At 38.5% G+C, this 16645-nt stretch carries 14 protein-coding genes, 1 tRNA gene and 2 pseudogenes; 14 read left to right on the forward strand and 3 right to left on the reverse strand.

Going from position 1 to position 16645, the window contains the following annotated elements:
* Position 1 precedes the first annotated feature (1 nt).
* The 7 genes and pseudogenes from rpsF to ADU73_RS04675 all read left to right on the forward strand — a co-directional run.
* Positions 2-292 (forward strand): 30S ribosomal protein S6, encoded by a 291-nt coding sequence (gene rpsF / locus ADU73_RS04645; RefSeq protein ID WP_046872028.1) that lies wholly within the window; start codon positions 2-4, stop codon positions 290-292.
* 38 nt (positions 293-330) lie between these two features.
* Complete coding sequence (ssb, locus tag ADU73_RS04650; RefSeq protein ID WP_046872029.1) at positions 331-882, forward strand: single-stranded DNA-binding protein; 552 nt, start codon at positions 331-333, stop codon at positions 880-882.
* A 24-nt stretch (positions 883-906) separates the two neighbouring features.
* Complete coding sequence (rpsR, locus tag ADU73_RS04655) at positions 907-1149, forward strand: 30S ribosomal protein S18 (protein ID WP_046872030.1); 243 nt, start codon at positions 907-909, stop codon at positions 1147-1149.
* 258 nt (positions 1150-1407) lie between these two features.
* On the forward strand, positions 1408-2088 hold the full coding sequence (locus tag ADU73_RS04660) for an EAL domain-containing protein (RefSeq protein ID WP_046872031.1): 681 nt from the start codon (positions 1408-1410) through the stop codon (positions 2086-2088).
* Positions 2089-2117: 29 nt separating this feature from the next.
* Positions 2118-2537: pseudogene (locus ADU73_RS04665) on the forward strand (NAD(P)/FAD-dependent oxidoreductase); the annotation flags it as partial.
* A gap of 116 nt (positions 2538-2653) precedes the next feature.
* Complete coding sequence (locus ADU73_RS04670; RefSeq protein ID WP_046872291.1) at positions 2654-4021, forward strand: ISLre2 family transposase; 1368 nt, start codon at positions 2654-2656, stop codon at positions 4019-4021.
* Between the two features lie 56 nt (positions 4022-4077).
* A pseudogene (locus ADU73_RS04675) lies at positions 4078-5037 on the forward strand (FAD-dependent oxidoreductase); the annotation flags it as partial.
* A gap of 67 nt (positions 5038-5104) precedes the next feature.
* On the opposite strand, the gene ADU73_RS04680 reads toward ADU73_RS04675, so the two are convergent.
* Entirely contained in the window at positions 5105-6292 is a 1188-nt protein-coding gene (locus ADU73_RS04680; RefSeq protein WP_062903963.1) for an MFS transporter, read from the reverse strand.
* Positions 6293-6759: 467 nt separating this feature from the next.
* Here ADU73_RS04680 and ADU73_RS04685 point away from each other — a divergent pair, with 467 nt between their 5' ends.
* The 6 genes from ADU73_RS04685 to ADU73_RS04710 all read left to right on the forward strand — a co-directional run bounded on the left by ADU73_RS04685 (position 6760) and on the right by ADU73_RS04710 (position 14568).
* A complete protein-coding gene (locus tag ADU73_RS04685) occupies positions 6760-8136 on the forward strand; it encodes an ISLre2 family transposase (RefSeq protein WP_062913221.1) in 1377 nt (458 codons plus the stop codon).
* Positions 8137-8446: 310 nt separating this feature from the next.
* On the forward strand, positions 8447-10471 hold the full coding sequence (locus ADU73_RS04690; protein WP_046872032.1) for a DHH family phosphoesterase: 2025 nt from the start codon (positions 8447-8449) through the stop codon (positions 10469-10471).
* Positions 10472-10476: 5 nt separating this feature from the next.
* Complete coding sequence (gene rplI, locus ADU73_RS04695) at positions 10477-10929, forward strand: 50S ribosomal protein L9 (RefSeq protein WP_046872033.1); 453 nt, start codon at positions 10477-10479, stop codon at positions 10927-10929.
* Positions 10930-11029: 100 nt separating this feature from the next.
* Positions 11030-12427, forward strand: a complete 1398-nt coding sequence (dnaB, locus tag ADU73_RS04700) for a replicative DNA helicase (protein WP_046872034.1) — start codon at positions 11030-11032, stop codon at positions 12425-12427.
* A 114-nt stretch (positions 12428-12541) separates the two neighbouring features.
* Positions 12542-13738: an MDR family MFS transporter gene (locus ADU73_RS04705; RefSeq protein ID WP_062913222.1), complete on the forward strand. Its 1197-nt coding sequence runs from the start codon at positions 12542-12544 to the stop codon at positions 13736-13738.
* A gap of 284 nt (positions 13739-14022) precedes the next feature.
* Entirely contained in the window at positions 14023-14568 is a 546-nt protein-coding gene (locus ADU73_RS04710) for a C40 family peptidase (protein ID WP_046872036.1), read from the forward strand.
* Between the two features lie 75 nt (positions 14569-14643).
* Here the strand turns inward: ADU73_RS04710 and ADU73_RS04715 are convergent, their stop codons facing one another.
* On the reverse strand, positions 14644-15012 hold the full coding sequence (locus tag ADU73_RS04715; RefSeq protein ID WP_046872037.1) for a DUF1304 family protein: 369 nt from the start codon (positions 15010-15012) through the stop codon (positions 14644-14646).
* 494 nt (positions 15013-15506) lie between these two features.
* On the opposite strand from ADU73_RS04715, the gene apf reads away from it, so the two are divergent.
* Positions 15507-16136, forward strand: a complete 630-nt coding sequence (apf, locus tag ADU73_RS04720; protein ID WP_046872038.1) for an aggregation-promoting factor — start codon at positions 15507-15509, stop codon at positions 16134-16136.
* Between the two features lie 269 nt (positions 16137-16405).
* On the opposite strand, the gene ADU73_RS04725 is transcribed toward apf, so the two are convergent.
* Positions 16406-16478, reverse strand: a tRNA-Lys gene (locus tag ADU73_RS04725).
* Positions 16479-16645 lie beyond the last annotated feature (167 nt).

Below are 16645 nucleotides of genomic sequence, written 5' to 3' on the forward strand. Positions count from 1 at the left end.
CATGGCACAAAAATCATACGAAATTACTTATATCATTGCGCCAGATGTTGACGAAACAGCTAAGGCTGCCTTAGTAGAACGTTTCGACAAGATTTTGACAGACAATGGTGCAGAAGTGGTTGATTCAAAAGATTGGTCCAAGCGTCGTTTTGCTTATGAAATCGGTGGATACAATGAAGGTATCTATCACGTTATTAACATAAAAACAAACGATGACAAGGCTTTGAATGAATTCGACCGAATCTCAAAGATTACTGATGGTATCTTACGTCACATGATCGTTGTACGTTAAACAATAAACTTAATTAATTTAGGAAGGAGTCATTGTTTATGATAAACCGAACAGTTCTTGTTGGACGCTTAACCAGAGATCCTGATTTACGATACACCAACAGTGGTGCTGCAGTTGCAACCTTTACAGTCGCAGTTAATCGGCAGTTTACGAACTCTCAAGGGGAACGTGAAGCTGACTTTATTAACTGTGTCATTTGGCGAAAAGCCGCAGAAAACTTCTCTAACTTTACCCATAAAGGTTCATTGATTGGGGTTGATGGACGGATTCAAACCCGTTCATACGAAAATTCACAAAATCAACGAGTATACGTTACCGAAGTTGTTGTTGAAAACTTTTCATTGTTGGAATCCCGATCTCAGTCCGAGCAGCGTCAACGGCAGGAGAATAACTCGGGACTTCACAGCAGTGCTCCGCAATCATCATCTGCGAATACCAATCCGTTTGATGCCGGGCAAGGAAACAACAATAGCAGTAGTAGCCAAAGTAATAGCAATGGTCCTGCTTCTAGTGCAAGTACCAACCCGAATGATCCGTTTGCAAATAACGGCGAACAAATTGATATTTCCGACGATGATTTACCATTCTAATCGTCATTAGAGGAGGGAAATTTCATGGCTCAACAACAAAGAAGAGGCGGAAATCGTCGACGTCGTAAAGTCGACTTTATCGCAGCTAACCATATCGAATATATCGATTATAAAGATACAGACTTACTGAAACGTTTCATTTCAGAACGAGGCAAGGTTTTGCCACGTCGTGTTACCGGAACAAGCGCTAAGAACCAACGTCGTTTAACAATTGCAATTAAACGATCACGGATCATGGGCTTACTTCCATTCGTTTCCGAAGAGTAATTTAAATAAATACCTTTCAAATCAACTAATTGATTTGAAAGGTATTTTTTTTGATTATTTATACATAATTTAGTTTATTTTTTTGTAATTTATGATACGGTAAATAAGTATAAAAACGTATGAAAAGTTAAATCAGTAAAATTCATAATTTAAGGTGATATCGGTCTACACCAGCACTTGAATGGTAATATTATAAAACATTTTATCCAGAAGTGTTTTATAATGGTAAATAGTTAATACAATTAAAAGGGGAAATAAATGTATCGTTATTTCATTCAACCACAGTTAAATAAAATGAATAATTCGTTAATTGGATATGAGTTGTTAATTCGAAAGCATACAGATAATGGTTGGCGGATTCCAAAACTTTTTTCGGAGATTCCAGCGCCAGTGATTGCTGATACATTGACTGAGACAACGGCAAAACTAGTTTTAAAGATTGGGTCCGTATCGGTTAATTTAAATCGAACGCAGATGATGAATGCACAGATTAATGCCGCATTGATTAATGCCCAGGATCAGTTACGCCCCTTGAGACTAAATATAGAGCTGACAGAAGAGCCAGGCGATGAAAAGATTACGAATGCTGATCTGAAACCGATGTTTGAACATTTTATTCAACGTGGTATGGAAATTTGCTTGGATGATGTGGGTACTGGAGACAATCAACACGCGGAAATTGAAGCATTATTGCCATATGTGAGTGAAATTAAGTTTGCCCTTCAAAATTTTAAAGAAGGTTTCCAAGATCCTTCGATTCAGGCGAAGGTTGTGTATTGGCGGGATGTTGCCCGTGAAGAAAAATTAAGATTTATCCTTGAAGGAATTGAGGATGAAGCCGATGATCAGTTGGCCGATGATTTGGAAATTGATTTGCGACAAGGCTATTATTACGGGAAACCACATTTGCTTAAAATTAATGCTAGTGATCCTGATTAATTTAAATCTTAGGGAAGAAGGAAGCTATTGTGAAAGTTGTTGTAGTTGGTTGTACGCACGCCGGAATTGCAGCTGTTACGCAAATCTTTAAAGCTCATCCCGACACAGAGGTAACAATTTATGAGCGCAATGATAACGTCTCATTTTTGTCGTGTGGCATTTCTTTATATTTAAATGGTGATGTTAAGCGGCTAGAGGATATGTTTTATGCAAGCCCTGAAGATTTAGAAAAACAGGGGGCTACCGTCCGAACCCAACACGATGTTTTGAGTGTGGATACTAAGGCGCATCAGCTTACGGCGCAAAATATGGTTACTAAAGAAGTTTTCACAGATACTTATGATAAGTTAATCATGACAACTGGCTCGTATGTGGTGGTGCCACCGCTCATGGGAATTGATGATTCACGCGTTTTATTATGTAAAAGCTATGAACAAGCAGTTAGTGTAAGGTTTTCCTAGATGGTCAATAAAATTCTAGGAATATTCATTTTGAGTTGAATATATAGAAAAAGACCTGTAGCCTTTTAATCGACGAAGATTAAAGGAAGGGATACAGGTCTTTCATGTATATTTTAGCAGATTTTATTGAATCATTGGGAAATTTAGACAGTTTATTTGATTTAGAGGAGCAGGTAATTCTTCATCTTAGGAAGTCATTCCAGCTGGTTGTAGCTGAATATCTGAGGCAATTAGATGAAACACTCGTTCCATCAATTCCGGCAGAAAATACATTCATTAATCGACAGGCCAGAACAATTGAGTTTATGTTTGGCGCCGTGAATTTTGAAAGAAGATGTTATCTTCGACCCAATGGAAGTTATTACTTCCCGTTGGATGAACAACTTCAGTTGGAAGAAAGAAAAAGAATTTCACCTTATTTTAAAAGTGTCGTTGCCAAAATTGGGCAAACGACAACGATGAGAAATACGGCCGCAATGATCAATCTGGCAAGTCAGACGGATATTAGTGCCTGGTCAGTAGACCGAATTATCAGAGACATGGCAGATACCGTGAAGACAGAAGAAAAATCGTCCGAAGAGAAACTAGTTAAGAAACGAAAAGTTGAAAACTTAGTGGTTGAAGGCGATGCCTTTGAGATACACAAAATTAATCGACGAAGACAAGACGTCCACCATTACATTGTTTTTGAATCAGGATTAGATGGAACAAGATCAAACAAAGTTGAGTTTGTTGGTATCAATCAAAAAAAGGTTCAAAAACGAGTAACTGACTACATTGAGAAGTATTATAAAATCAGTGAAATGACCGTGTTTACAGCAAGTGATGGTGGCCCAGGGTATAACCCGAAAAGTATGCGAGAAATAGTTCCGAGTGCTCAAAGAGTTGAATTTACTATCGATCGGTATCACTTTGTCAAAAAGATTAAACAAACCTTTGGTTTATTTAATCCATTGGTTGATAAGGCCGTTAAGAGCGTTAGCCTGTATGATCAGAATCAGTTAAACGTTATTTTAGATACATTTGAGTCGCAAATTAAAACTGATAAGGAACTTGAGAGCCTAAGGGTCCTAAGACAATATTTGGCAAGAAATTGGCAGTTTATAAAGTCTCCACACGATCGTGGCTTCATGAGGGTCGGCAAATTGGGATCCGTTGAAAGCTCACACAGAGCGTACACGTATCGAATGAAAAAGCAAGGCAAAGTATGGTCCGAAAAGGGCCTTGAGGCTATGTTGAAATTAATTGAAGCTCGGGTAAACGGTAAGCTAGATAAATACTTACGTGGTGGTTTAAGAAAGTTACAAGAGCTAACGATTGAGATCGCTACGGAATCATTGAAGACGTTGAGTTCAGCTCAGCTGAGCAACAAGCACCATTCTAAGCATATTGGAGTTCTTTCAGGTAAAATACCAGTTGATGCCCCAACAAGTAGCCCTATCGGAGCAATGGCAAAAATATTTTCAAACTAATTATTGTGTATAAATATTTGGTTGATTATAAGGCACCTAGGAAAACTTGACACATACAACAAGCAAAACAGCTTTACAAAGCAGCAAAAGTACATAAGCATATCGCCATTGTTGGTGGCGGTTATGTGGGTGTCGAACTGGCAGAAGCTTACGCGGATACCAAACATGAAGTGACCTTGATGCAATCGCATGATCAAGTATTGAATAATTACGTGGGGCCATTAATATCAGGAAAAATCACCGAATTACTAAAAACTCATGGAGTCCACGTGCTTTTGAATGAAAAGGTACAGGCTTTCCATGGAAACGATCAAACGGATAATATTTTAATTGAAACGAGTAAGGGTGAACACAAAGCAGATTTGGCCATTGTTAGCACTGGTTTTATGGCAAATACAGGGTTACTGCAAGGCCAAGTTGATATGGATCGTCATGGAGCAATTCTGGTTAATGAATACGAGCAAACATCAAATGCTGATGTTTATGCGGCCGGAGATGCCTGCATATCCCACTTTAATCCTGCTGGAAATGATGCTTATATCCCGTTAGCGACGAATGCTGTTCGTCAAGGAGCATTAGCGGGAATGAATATTTTTGGTGAAGTCCAAAAAGATATGGGAACCCAAGCCACTTCAGCAATGGAGCTGTTTGGCTACACCTTAGCTACAAGTGGGTTAACGCTTAATGCTGCTAAAAAAGAAGGCTTAGACGCGACCTCCGTGATATATGAGGGCAACTATCGACCAAGTTATATGCCAACCACCGATTTATTGACGATTGAACTAGTTTATAATCGGAAGAATCGCCAAGTTTTGGGCGCGCAATTATTTAGTAAACACGAAGTTTCGCAATCAGCCAATGCAATCTCAATTTGTATTCAAAATAAAAATACAATTGATGATCTGGCGTTTGTGGACATGCTTTTTCAGCCTCACTATGATGAACCTTTTAACTATCTGAATTTAGTGGCGCAATTGGCAATTGAACAAGAACGACAAACGAACCAAGTAAAATAGGACAAATTTAAAAAGAGTCTCTGAAAGTCAGTAATTACGCTGATTTCCAGAGGCTCTATTTTAGATTTTAACTTACTTTTTGTAATTTTTCGGGTTCTTTTAAGAACAAATGACCAAGGAGTGCCAGAACTAAGAAGATAGTGCCCACCAGACAAACGCCTGACCAGCCAAAGTTACTCCAAGCTAACGTTCCAAAGAAAGTCCCTAAGGAACCACCTAAAAAGTAACTAAACATAAAGATGGAGTTGTTTCGGCTACTGGCCTGTAAGCTCAGTGATTGCACGATTGCTTGGTTGGAAACCTGACCGAATTGGGTGCCTAAATCTAACAGAACAATTCCCACAATTAAACCGATAAACAGATGGCCAAGACTGGTAAAAATAACAAATGATAAGGTTGAAAAAAGAATTCCTAAGCCAACGGTCATTCTTGGAGAATACTTATCGACCATTTGCCCAATGATTGAAGCAAATAGAACGCCGGTAATTCCCAGCAATCCCAATAAGCCGGCCACACCACTGCCAAAGTGGTACTGATGAGCTAAATAGAACGCTAAAGTTGACCACAAAACGTTGGAAACACCGAAGAGACAAAAACCGTTAATGGCGGATCCTTGCAAGTGTTTTTCTTTCGCTAATAGTTTTGGCAGTGAGGCCATCACTTTGCCGTATTGCATGTGTTGTTTTTGACGCGGATCACGAGGTAAATACAAATGTAAGACCCCTAACAAAATTGTGCAAGCAATTGCAGCAATTAGATAGACATATTGCCAGCTAAGAACACTGCCTAACAAACCACTGACGGAGCGTGATAACAGGATCCCAGTTAACAAACCACTGAGGACATTGCCCAAAACTTTTCCCCGATGCAAACTGGGTGCGAGATAAGCAGCATAGGGAATGATAATCTGAGGGGCCACGGAAGTGATTCCTACCAATAGGGAAGCAACCCCAAATATGATTAAAGATGGTGCCCAAAACGCTAGCAGTAATGACAAGATTGATAGACTCAACATAATTTGAATGAGGTGATAACGATTGAAGATATCACCCAACGGCACAATAAATAGGAGGCCAAATGCATACCCTAATTGAGTGAGCATGGCAACCACGCCAACGGCAGCCTTCGAAACTTGAAAGCTGTCGGCAATTAAGCCTTCAATGGGTTGGATATAATTTAAATTGGCCACGATGATCCCAGTGGCAATGGCCATTAGTAAAACAGTTTTTCCGGATAGTTCTTTTTCTGAATCCAAACTTACCCCTTCTTCTCTAAAAAGTTAATGAAATAAAATTCGATTATTAATTTTATTTATTAACGAAAAGGGATTTTCAGTGCGCATTATTAGCCAATGAAAAAAGCGGTTGTTTAACATGCTGATACCTCCATAACCAATTAAGTTTAAACAAAAGATTCGTTTTCGTAAAGGTCTGATGGCATGAAGACTGGTGAGTTGCAATCAAATTCTTGCCAAAATGTTTCACGTGGAACTTAAAAATACCGCCTATATTTTTATAAACCAAAGCTTAGTTTTTAAAATAACTGTTTTAAAAGTGAGTACTTTTTCAATTAGAAATTGCTAATTTTTATTGTAAAAAGGTTCGCTGATTAGTTAGTGTAAAGTTTTAGTAGGAAAGTGAAAAAAAGCCTTTTCAAAACAAGAGAAGACCGTTAATCTTCTAATTAGGTATAGCAGCCAAAAATTAGGAGGTAACGGTCTTCATGTCTCAAATTTTAACAGAAATCATGACAGTTTTAAAGGACAGTAATAGTTTATTTGATGCGGAACAGAATTTAATGATGCAGTGTCAGACTTTGATTGCCACTGCCTTAGGCCAGGCGTTAGAAGATCTTGATGATCTTCTAATTGGCGAAACAGAATACCAAGAAATTGTGGGCAAGCGCGAAAGAACTTTGAATTTTATGTGTGGGGCCGTGACTTTCAAACGCCGGTTAGTGAAACTAACTGATAAAAAATATGTATTTCCTTTAGATCGTTATTTGCAGTTAATTCCACGAAGTAGATTTTCACCCTTAATGGTCGAAAAGGTTGCCAAGCTAGCTTCACATAGTGTTTTACGGACAACAGCTTTGGCTGTTAACCTTTTAACACCACTTTCTATCAGTCATCAGAAAGTTGGTCAACTTTATCAAACAGCAGGTACGCAATGTGAAAAGCAGCGTGAAGAAACCACGTTAGTAGCTGTAGCAAAGAAACGTCAAGTTCCTTATTTATATCTAGAAGGTGATGCCTTTTGTGTCGCTATAAAGGCTAAACACCACCATAAGAATATTTTTGTGCACCGACTTCAATTAACGGAAGGCATTACCCAAAATGGCCAGCGCCGACAGACGCTAAACCGGCATGTGTTTACAGGATTAAACCGCCGAGTAGTTTTTAAGCAAGCACAAGATTATTTAAGTCAAAACTATGATTTACAACACACTACGGTGATCACCGGTAGCGATAATGGCAGTGGTTATGAACCATCCTGCTTTGATGAATTAGCAATTGGGGCAAAAAAACATGAGCATTTTTTAGATCGTTATCACTTGAATCGAAAAATTCGTAAGCGATTAAGCATGATGCCTAAGAGACTACAAAATATGTTATTTCAGGCTGTTCATAATTGGGATAGTGACCAAATTCAGGTTATTCTTGATACTTGTGAATCAATAGCTAGCGATACAGATATTCTTGAGTCAATTCAACTTTTACGACGTTATTTGAAACGTAATTGGAATTACTTAAAACCAGCTGTTGAGCGCAGCTTAACGGCTGAAAATGTGTGCTTGGGTGGCTGTGAAAGTAACCATCGCCGTTTTACGTACCAATTAAAACATCAAGGTCGTTCCTGGAGTAAAGCTGGCTTAAAAGCGATGGTTAACGTGATTACGAGTGAAATTAATGGTCAACTGGAAGCAGCAATGTTAAATGTCCCTGCCGCCTCACCAATAAACATCAAACCAGTTAAAATATCTGCAAGTCATTTTCTTAAGCAACCCTTTACGCAACATCAAGGAATCAAGCATGGTAGCCTTCACCTAGATGCAGCAACTAGCAGTGCCATGGGTAATTTGGTGAAGATTATTTCGTAAAAACTTGAATAATAGGTGTAGTGGAGGCGTTGATGAAAGAGTGTGTCGATGTCACTTGGCGATTTATCGCTTAGAGACATGGGAAGACTGGAGAGATCCACTTCTGGCCTGAGGACAGAAGTTAGCTCGCAAGCGACCCACACGGCCCCACATCAGCGCCGGAACGGAACAAAAAGCAGGTAAAAGCTTAAATAAAATCTAATTAGAAGCACAACCTACTAAAACTTGACACATACCGCTGATTACTGACGGTTCTTTGTCTTGGATCTTTGTGATAAAATGAGGTTAGTACACAATTCGAGGAGAAATTATGAAAAAATTACGCTTAGCAGAAAGGTTCCCAGTCTTTATGCGGAATCCTCGCCTGCGATTGTTAGCAATTTATATTATCTTGCTGTCAATCGTTGGTGATGGGGTTGCGTTTTATTACAACTGGATATTAGGAATCGCATTACTGATAATTCTCATTTTGGGAAGTATCTTTATTAACGATACGCTTCATAAAGTGAATGAAGAAACGACAAAATATATCTCGGACCTTTCATTTCGAATTAAACGTAGTGAACAGGATTCGCTTTTACGAATGCCGTTGGGAATTATCATTTATGGGGATGAAGAACAAATAGAGTGGATTAATCCTTATATGCAAGGCTATATGGGCGATAAAGATGTCTTGGGTAAAAAAATCGCTAATGTAGATAAGGATCTCGGTAAGCTTTTAGAAGATCACCGTGAAGAAAAAGGAACGGTGACCGTTTCTTGGGGTGATCGACAGTTCACTTTATTAAACGAGCAAGATAGTCATGTGCTGTACATGATGGATATCACGAAGTATGCCAAAATTGAGGAAGCTTTCGATGATTCGCAAATTGTAATTGGCCAGGTTTTCTTGGATAATTATGATGAAGTTACGCAATCAATGGCAGATTCGGATGTTTCAAGTTTAAGTAGCTTTGTGACAAATCAGATTTCTAGTTGGGCACAAGAATTTGGAATGTATCTTAAACGTGTGGATGATGATCACTTTTTCGTTTTAATGTATGCCGAAGTTTTGCAGAAGGTGGAAGCTGATAATTTCAAACTATTAGATACCATTCGAGAAGCTACTTCCAAGCAAAATTTTCCAATTACGTTAAGTATCGGAATTGCTTACGGTGATCAGGATTTAAATAATTTGGCTGACTTGTCGCAAAGTAATTTGGATTTAGCTTTAGGACGTGGTGGTGATCAGGTTGTTGTAAAGGCACCCGATGAACAGGCCCGCTTCTATGGTGGCAAAACTAATCCGATGGAAAAACGGACTCGGGTCCGAGCACGAATGATTAGTCAGGCGGTTACCGAATTGATGTCGCAGGCCGATCAGATTTTTGTAATGGGTCATCAGCAAGCAGATATGGATTCGCTTGGCGCATGTTTAGGAATTCGCCGAATAGCGCAGATGAATAATCGCCAGTGTTGGATTGTTTTGGATGAAGAACATATACATTCGGATGTTAAACGATTATTGACTTCCTTAGAAGATTATCCAGCGATCAAGGAGTCCATTATTAGCCCTGAGGCCGCTTTGGAGAATGCAAATAGTCAAAGCCTGCTTGTTATGGTAGATCATTCTAAGCAGTCCTTAACAACGGCACCTGAGCTTTATAAGAAACTTGAAAACCGGGTAATGATTATTGATCATCATCGCCGAGGCACAGAGTTTCCTGAAAACCCAGTTTTGGTTTATATTGAACCGTATGCATCTTCAACTTGTGAACTAATTACGGAAATGTTTGAATATCAGTCGAAAGACAGTGAACCAATTAATGCGATTGAAGCAACGGGGATGCTGGCTGGAATCGAAATTGATACCAAGTCCTTTACCACAAAAACTGGGACACGTACTTTTGACGCAGCTAGTTATCTAAGGTCAGTTGGGGCAGACGAAGGTTTGATTCGTCACTTTATGAAGGAAAATGTGGATAGTTATCTACAACGCAATCACCTGATTGAGTCCGTTGAATTTGTGGATAATAAGTTGGCTGTCTGTGTGGGTGAAAATGATCGAACGTACGACCCGGTTACCGCCGCCCAAGCAGCTGATTCATTACTTACAATTTCTGGGATTGAAGCGTCATTTGTCATTACAAGACGTTCCGAGAAAGTGGTTGGAATTTCTGCGCGAAGTGCCGGAGATGTCAATGTTCAATTAATTATGGAGCAAATGGGTGGTGGCGGACATTTGGGCAGTGCAGCTACCCAAATTGAAGGTCAATCTGTTGCTGAAGTTAAAACGCAGTTAACCACTATTTTAAAAAAGCAAAACGATAAAGAAAATAAAGACGACGAGGAGTGAACTTCATGAAAGTAATTTTTTTAGAAGACGTTAAAGGTAAAGGTAAGCGCGGCGAGGTTAAGAATGTCCCAGATGGCTATGCGCAAAACTTTCTTATTAAGAATGGTAAGGCACAGGCAGCTACGAAGGGTGCTATGAGTAGTTTGAAGGGCCAACAACGGGCTGAAGAAAAACATGAAGAAGAAGTTTTAGAAACAGCTAAAAAGTTGAAAACAAAATTAGAAGATGACAAAACTGTTGTTGAATTAACTGCTAAAGCGGGAACTGACGGCCGTTTGTTTGGATCAATTCCTAGCAAACAAATTGCCCAGGCACTTGAAAAGCAATTCGATCTCAAAATAGATAAACGAAAGATTGAATTGACGGATCCAATCCGTGTCTTAGGATACACGAATGTTCCGGTCAAGTTGCACCCAGGTGTGACCGCAAAGATCCGTGTTCATGTCGCAGAAAAGTAAGTAGAGCCAATTTATTTTGTGGTGAAATGACTGTGTAGTACTCTATAAAGAGTGGCTATGAATTTATTTTAGTAACTTTTAAGTCATCAGAGGTAGAAACATGAATAATGATAGTTTAGAGAATCAAACCCCGCCACAAAATAGTGATGCGGAAAAGGCCGTTTTAGGTGCCATTTTCCTGGATTCCGATGCATTAGTGGAAGCAATGGAATATTTAACACCCGAAGACTTCTATCAGCGTGCCCATCAGATTATTTTTCAAACGATGGTCACTTTAAATGATGAAGATGAAGCAATTGATGTTGTGACGATGAATAACCGTTTATCGGCCCAAAATCAGCTGGATGATGTGGGTGGCATTAGCTATATTGCGGAATTGGCAGCGTCCGTTCCAACTGCAGCCAATGTTGTTTACTATGCAAAAATTGTTCAAGAGAAGGCCATTTTACGGCGTTTGATCAAAGCTGCAACTAAGATTGTCACCAAAAGCTATCAGCAAGATGAGAGCGTTGGGGATGTTTTAGATGATGCGGAACGAGAAATTAGCGAAGTTTCCGAAGATCGGAATCAGTCAGGATTTAAGAAGATTTCAGATGTATTGACCGATTCGATGACTGAAATTAACAAACTGTATCAAAATGGCGATGAAATTACTGGATTGTCTACGGGGTATAGTGAATTAGATAAGATTACAGCCGGCTTGCATCCAGATGAGCTCTTTATTTTAGCAGCGCGCCCAGCTGTCGGGAAAACTGCTTTTGCATTAAACATTGCGCAAAATGTGGGGACAAAAACAGATAAAACAGTGGCCATTTTTAGTTTGGAAATGGGAGCTGAACAGTTAGTTAACCGGATGTTGTGTGCTGAAGGTAGTATCGATGCCAATCATTTGCGAACTGGTCAGTTAAATGAAGAAGAGTGGCAAAACCTGGTTATTGCCATGGGGAGTTTAGCAAAGGCTAATATTTATATTGATGATACGCCGGGAATAAAAATGGCTGAAATTCGAGCTAAATGTCGGCGGTTGGCAAAGGAACAGGGAAATTTAGGATTGGTTGTGGTTGATTACTTACAACTAATTGAAGGTTCTGGTCAAGAAAATCGCCAGCAAGAAGTTTCTGCAATTTCTCGTCAATTAAAAAAGCTAGCTAAAGAGCTTAAAGTACCAGTTTTAGCGCTCTCGCAGCTTTCTCGTGGAGTTGAACAACGACAAGATAAACGGCCAGTATTATCAGACATTCGTGAATCTGGATCAATTGAACAGGATGCTGATATTGTCGCTTTCTTGTATCGTGAAGATTATTATGACCGTGATGATGATCAAGATAGTGATAATAATAATAACGATTCTGATCCGCGTCAGGGTGAAGAACCAGATGTGGGCCCTGTTGAGGTCATCATTGAGAAAAATCGAAGCGGTCCACGGGGGACTGTGAAGTTATTATTTGTGAAGTCGTATAACAAATTTGCGCCAATTGCGTATGTACCTGATAATTAGACCAACATTAGCAGTTTTGCACGAATGAGGGATCCGATGTTTAGATTTTCTCTAAATGTAAAGCTGTTATATTATGTAGATTTTTAGTTAATTGAAGGATAAATGGAGGGGACGATGAAAGAACTTAAATTACGGTATTTGTTGCTTGGATCCTTGATGGATAGCATCGGGATGAGCTTTGTATGGCCGTTAACAACGGTCTATATGCATAACATTTTAGGCCATTCCCTCACCGTTGTGGGAATTGTCTTGATGCTCAACTCGGTTGCTAGTATCGTGGGAGCATTTGTTGCTGGACGTTTGTTTGATAAGTACGATGGCTATTATTTGTTGCTAGGCGGAATTGCGTTCACGGCCTTGAGCATGCTAGTTCTGGTATTTGTGAATGATTGGCCAATTTATCCCATTATGTTGATTTGTATCGGCCTGGGAACTGGTTGGATTCTGGCGTTTGTAAATGCTTTAGGAACGACTGTGCATAGTAAAGACGGTCGGTTTGTATTTAACATGCTGTACTTTGTCCAAAATTTGGGTGTGATGATTGGAACGGCCGTTGTGGGGTTGATGTTTAAAGACGATTTGGCTCCGCTATTTGCCATTTCGACCGCTTTATACGCTGTTTTTTTTGTGGTAGCGGCACTGAACTATCATGTTAAACGTGAACGACCAGAACGATTGGATCAAATGGATCAAGATGCGAATCCAGCTTCTAAAACTGAAAAATTACCGCATGTGAATATGATTGTGATGTATACCTTATTTATTAGTTTATTCGTTATTTGGATCTTCTATCAACAATGGAATAGCAATATATCGGTTTATATGTTGAGTTTACACATTCCGCTTAAAGATTATAGTTTCTTATGGACGGTAAATGGTCTCTTTATTGTGATTGTCCAGGCTTTCTTGAGTTGGCAAGGAGGAAAAGTTTTTAAAGATCCTTTCCATCAAGTTTACGTTGGAATGGTGTTTATAATTGCCTCATTTGTAATTTTAGTCTTTGCAACGCAGTACGTAGCGTTTGTCCTATCAATGATTATTCTAACGATTGGTGAAGCAATTACATTTCCACAAATTCCAGCCATTGCAAACCTACTTTCGCCTTATGGAATGAAAGGTCGCTATCAAGGGTTAGCAAGTTCGTTTCCTTCGGCAGGACGTGCTTTAGGACCACTGGTTGGTAGTTTGATTATTGATACCTTCTCCTTCGTTTCCCTATTTATCGTGGCTGCAGTAGCCATTGCCATAATCCTGTTTGTAAATATTGTATTGATTGAAGGAAAAAAGAACGAATTAATAGAATATAAATAGATTGAAATCGTAACCGGACTGAAAGTTCAGATCGGTTATTTTTTTACATAAAGTTCTCAATTCTTATCAGAACAGCGTTTCGAGCTTAATATGAAGGTAAAAATTTGTATAAAGCGTAGTTAAATGAAGGTTATCTTTTTAGATAAAAGCCCGTTCTGTAATTTTTTGTCATATTTTGAGATGAGTTTGTAAAAAAAATTACATGCGAGCGTATTATGTGCATGTTAAGATTAAGCTTGTTAAAATGATAAGAAATAAATTAAGGTAATGGGAAAGGAAGTCTTATGTTAAAAATTAATTTCAAACAAGTACTTGTGCTCACAGTTGGGGTTCTCGGGATTACATTTGGTGCTACGCATGTGGCTAGCGCCGATGCCACTGCTGGAGGTAATCAGCAATATACGGCTGAGCAAACAATTGCAAATAACGAAACAGCACAGGCCATGACAACTGAGACATCAGCTCAAAATAATTCAATTTGTGATATGGCTCGTAGCTTAGCAACACGGAATATTCCGTATGTATGGGGTGGAGAAGCAATGAGCGGCATGGACTGTTCAGGATTTACAGAATGGGTTTATGCACACGCTAAGGGTGTAACACTAGGCCATAATACAGTTATTCAAGAAGGCCATGTGACAAAACACACAGTTGCAGAAGCACAACCCGGAGACTTACTGTTTTGGGGATCACAAGGTGCAAGTTACCATGTTGGAATCTACATTGGTAATGGAAAGTATGTAGCAGCACCGGCACCAGGACAAAATGTTTCTGTTCAAACGGTTAGTGGCGCATTTATGCCAAGCTTCTCGGGCCATGTTAATGGTTAAATTAAACTAAATTAAAATAAAAAGCGGATGGCCAATTTGGTCATCCGTTTTAAATTACATTCATAATAGGTAAGGTTAAATCAAAATTGCTAGAATCATGCCCAGTAGTCCGGGAAGGGCTTCAAACAAGAAAAACTTTCGTGAAAATACAAAACCTTCGTAGATCCCATTGAGAAAAATAAAAAGGTTTAAGAAGATGAGAACATACTTCATGGGCCCGTTTGGGACGATGACAATGGTTAGGATAAGGACGAGGCCCACAAATCCACTAAACAAACCCAGATTTTGAATGAATTTTTGCATGTTTGGATCTTCAATGGTTTTTTCTGGTAGATTAAAGAAACTTGCAACCTTTGCATATGGGGCAAAGAGTTCAATATATAGGAAGTAAAGATGCTCTAAAGCAATAATCAGACTAATTAAGATGGTAAAGTTTAATAACATAAAAAACAAAGCCTCCCTTTTTTAATATGGCATAAACAAATTATAAATAACTTGAAAGCTCATGTCATGAAAATTATATAAGAAAGTTAGGATATTATGGGCTAAATATGAACATCTGTCCTTAAATTGAATGACAAATATTTCCTATAACATGGGATATAAGTTACTGAACTTCAAAAGAATTGCTTATTAGTGAAATCGACTAATTAGTCTTATGAGTGAAAGGAACCATGGCTTTTAAAAGAAATTTAGCTATTCTATATGAAAGAAACGCGGATATGGCGGCAATTATAGTAATCTCTATGATCCCCGACAGTGTAGGCCTAAGTAAGATTAACTTCAATTAAATTAAGTGCAAAATAGGTCTTATGTTACAAAAGTGTGACATGAACGTAAATGAAGGTCAATGAATATAAACCCTACTGAAACATAACTGCAACATTGAGAGTGTATTCTACTAGGTATATTAAAAAAACAAGGAGAGTATATATAATATGACATTAAGAACTAACATTACAAAATTCATGGTGGCTATGATGGCTGCATTATTCTTGGGCCTTACGTTACTAGTAACAGTTTCTCATGCTGACGAAGTTTACACAGTTAAATCAGGTGATACTCTTTCAGCAATTGCAAACAAAATGAATAACGGTACAACTTATCAAAAATTAGCTTCAGCAAACAAAATTAAAAACGTTAATTTGATTTATGTTGGTCAGAAATTATTACTTAAGAGCGACGGCGAAATTAAGGTTGCTACTAAGAAGGAAGTTAACACAGTTCCAGCAACACAAAGCACAACATCAACAAGTTCACAAAATACAAACACAACAGCACAAAGTAACCAAACAAGTCAAAACACTGCATCAACTAAAACAACAACAAACACAAGTACTACAGGTGGCGATTCATCTGCCAAAGCATGGATTGCTAACAAAGAATCAGGCGGTTCATATACAGCTACAAACGGCCAATATGTTGGTAAATACCAATTAAGTTCTTCATACTTACATGGTGATTATTCAGCTGCTAACCAAGAAAAGGTTGCTAACTCATACGTATCTTCACGTTACGGTTCATGGTCAGCTGCTAAATCATTCTGGCAAGCAAACGGCTGGTACTAAAATCAGTTAATTAAATAAGATTGAAAAAACTGCCTTTAATGGCAGTTTTTTTGTTTGGAATTTTATTTTTGAAACATTGATGATTTATCGAGTCTAACTAAATAATAAAGTGTTTGAATTTGATTCGGATATTAGGTTCGTCAATATAAATCAAGGTAAAAAAAGATGACCACCAAATTTATGGCGGTCATCTTTTTGATATTAAGGTATAAAAAAATCAGTAATCACGGTGTTTTAACACGGCGTGCTTACTGATTAATTGGTATTTATGGGTGGTCAGGGGATCGAACCCTGGACCCACGGATTAAGAGTCCGTTGCTCTGCCAGCTGAGCTAACCACCCATCATTAACCGACTTAAATATATTATCATATATTTCCAGTTATGGCAACCTTTTCTTAATAATTCTATGGTAATTGGAGTTCTAAATATTGACAATGAACCTCATGTACAGAGTCAATAGCTTTGTGAATCTATGACAAAATTGTTGATCTAGACCTTCTCATGTAG

Origin of the sequence: Pediococcus damnosus, assembly GCF_001611155.1 — a bacterium.
In the GTDB taxonomy this organism is placed as follows: domain Bacteria; phylum Bacillota; class Bacilli; order Lactobacillales; family Lactobacillaceae; genus Pediococcus; species Pediococcus damnosus.

Coding starts and splice junctions, on each gene's coding strand:
- rpsF (WP_046872028.1), top strand. CDS start 2: ATGGCACAAAAATCATACGAAATTACTTATATCATTGCGCCAGATGTT.
- ssb (WP_046872029.1), top strand. CDS start 331: ATGATAAACCGAACAGTTCTTGTTGGACGCTTAACCAGAGATCCTGAT.
- rpsR (WP_046872030.1), top strand. CDS start 907: ATGGCTCAACAACAAAGAAGAGGCGGAAATCGTCGACGTCGTAAAGTC.
- ADU73_RS04660 (WP_046872031.1), top strand. CDS start 1,408: ATGTATCGTTATTTCATTCAACCACAGTTAAATAAAATGAATAATTCG.
- ADU73_RS04670 (WP_046872291.1), top strand. CDS start 2,654: ATGTATATTTTAGCAGATTTTATTGAATCATTGGGAAATTTAGACAGT.
- ADU73_RS04685 (WP_062913221.1), top strand. CDS start 6,760: ATGTCTCAAATTTTAACAGAAATCATGACAGTTTTAAAGGACAGTAAT.
- ADU73_RS04690 (WP_046872032.1), top strand. CDS start 8,447: ATGAAAAAATTACGCTTAGCAGAAAGGTTCCCAGTCTTTATGCGGAAT.
- rplI (WP_046872033.1), top strand. CDS start 10,477: ATGAAAGTAATTTTTTTAGAAGACGTTAAAGGTAAAGGTAAGCGCGGC.
- dnaB (WP_046872034.1), top strand. CDS start 11,030: ATGAATAATGATAGTTTAGAGAATCAAACCCCGCCACAAAATAGTGAT.
- ADU73_RS04705 (WP_062913222.1), top strand. CDS start 12,542: ATGAAAGAACTTAAATTACGGTATTTGTTGCTTGGATCCTTGATGGAT.
- ADU73_RS04710 (WP_046872036.1), top strand. CDS start 14,023: ATGTTAAAAATTAATTTCAAACAAGTACTTGTGCTCACAGTTGGGGTT.
- ADU73_RS04715 (WP_046872037.1), bottom strand. CDS start 15,012: ATGTTATTAAACTTTACCATCTTAATTAGTCTGATTATTGCTTTAGAG.
- apf (WP_046872038.1), top strand. CDS start 15,507: ATGACATTAAGAACTAACATTACAAAATTCATGGTGGCTATGATGGCT.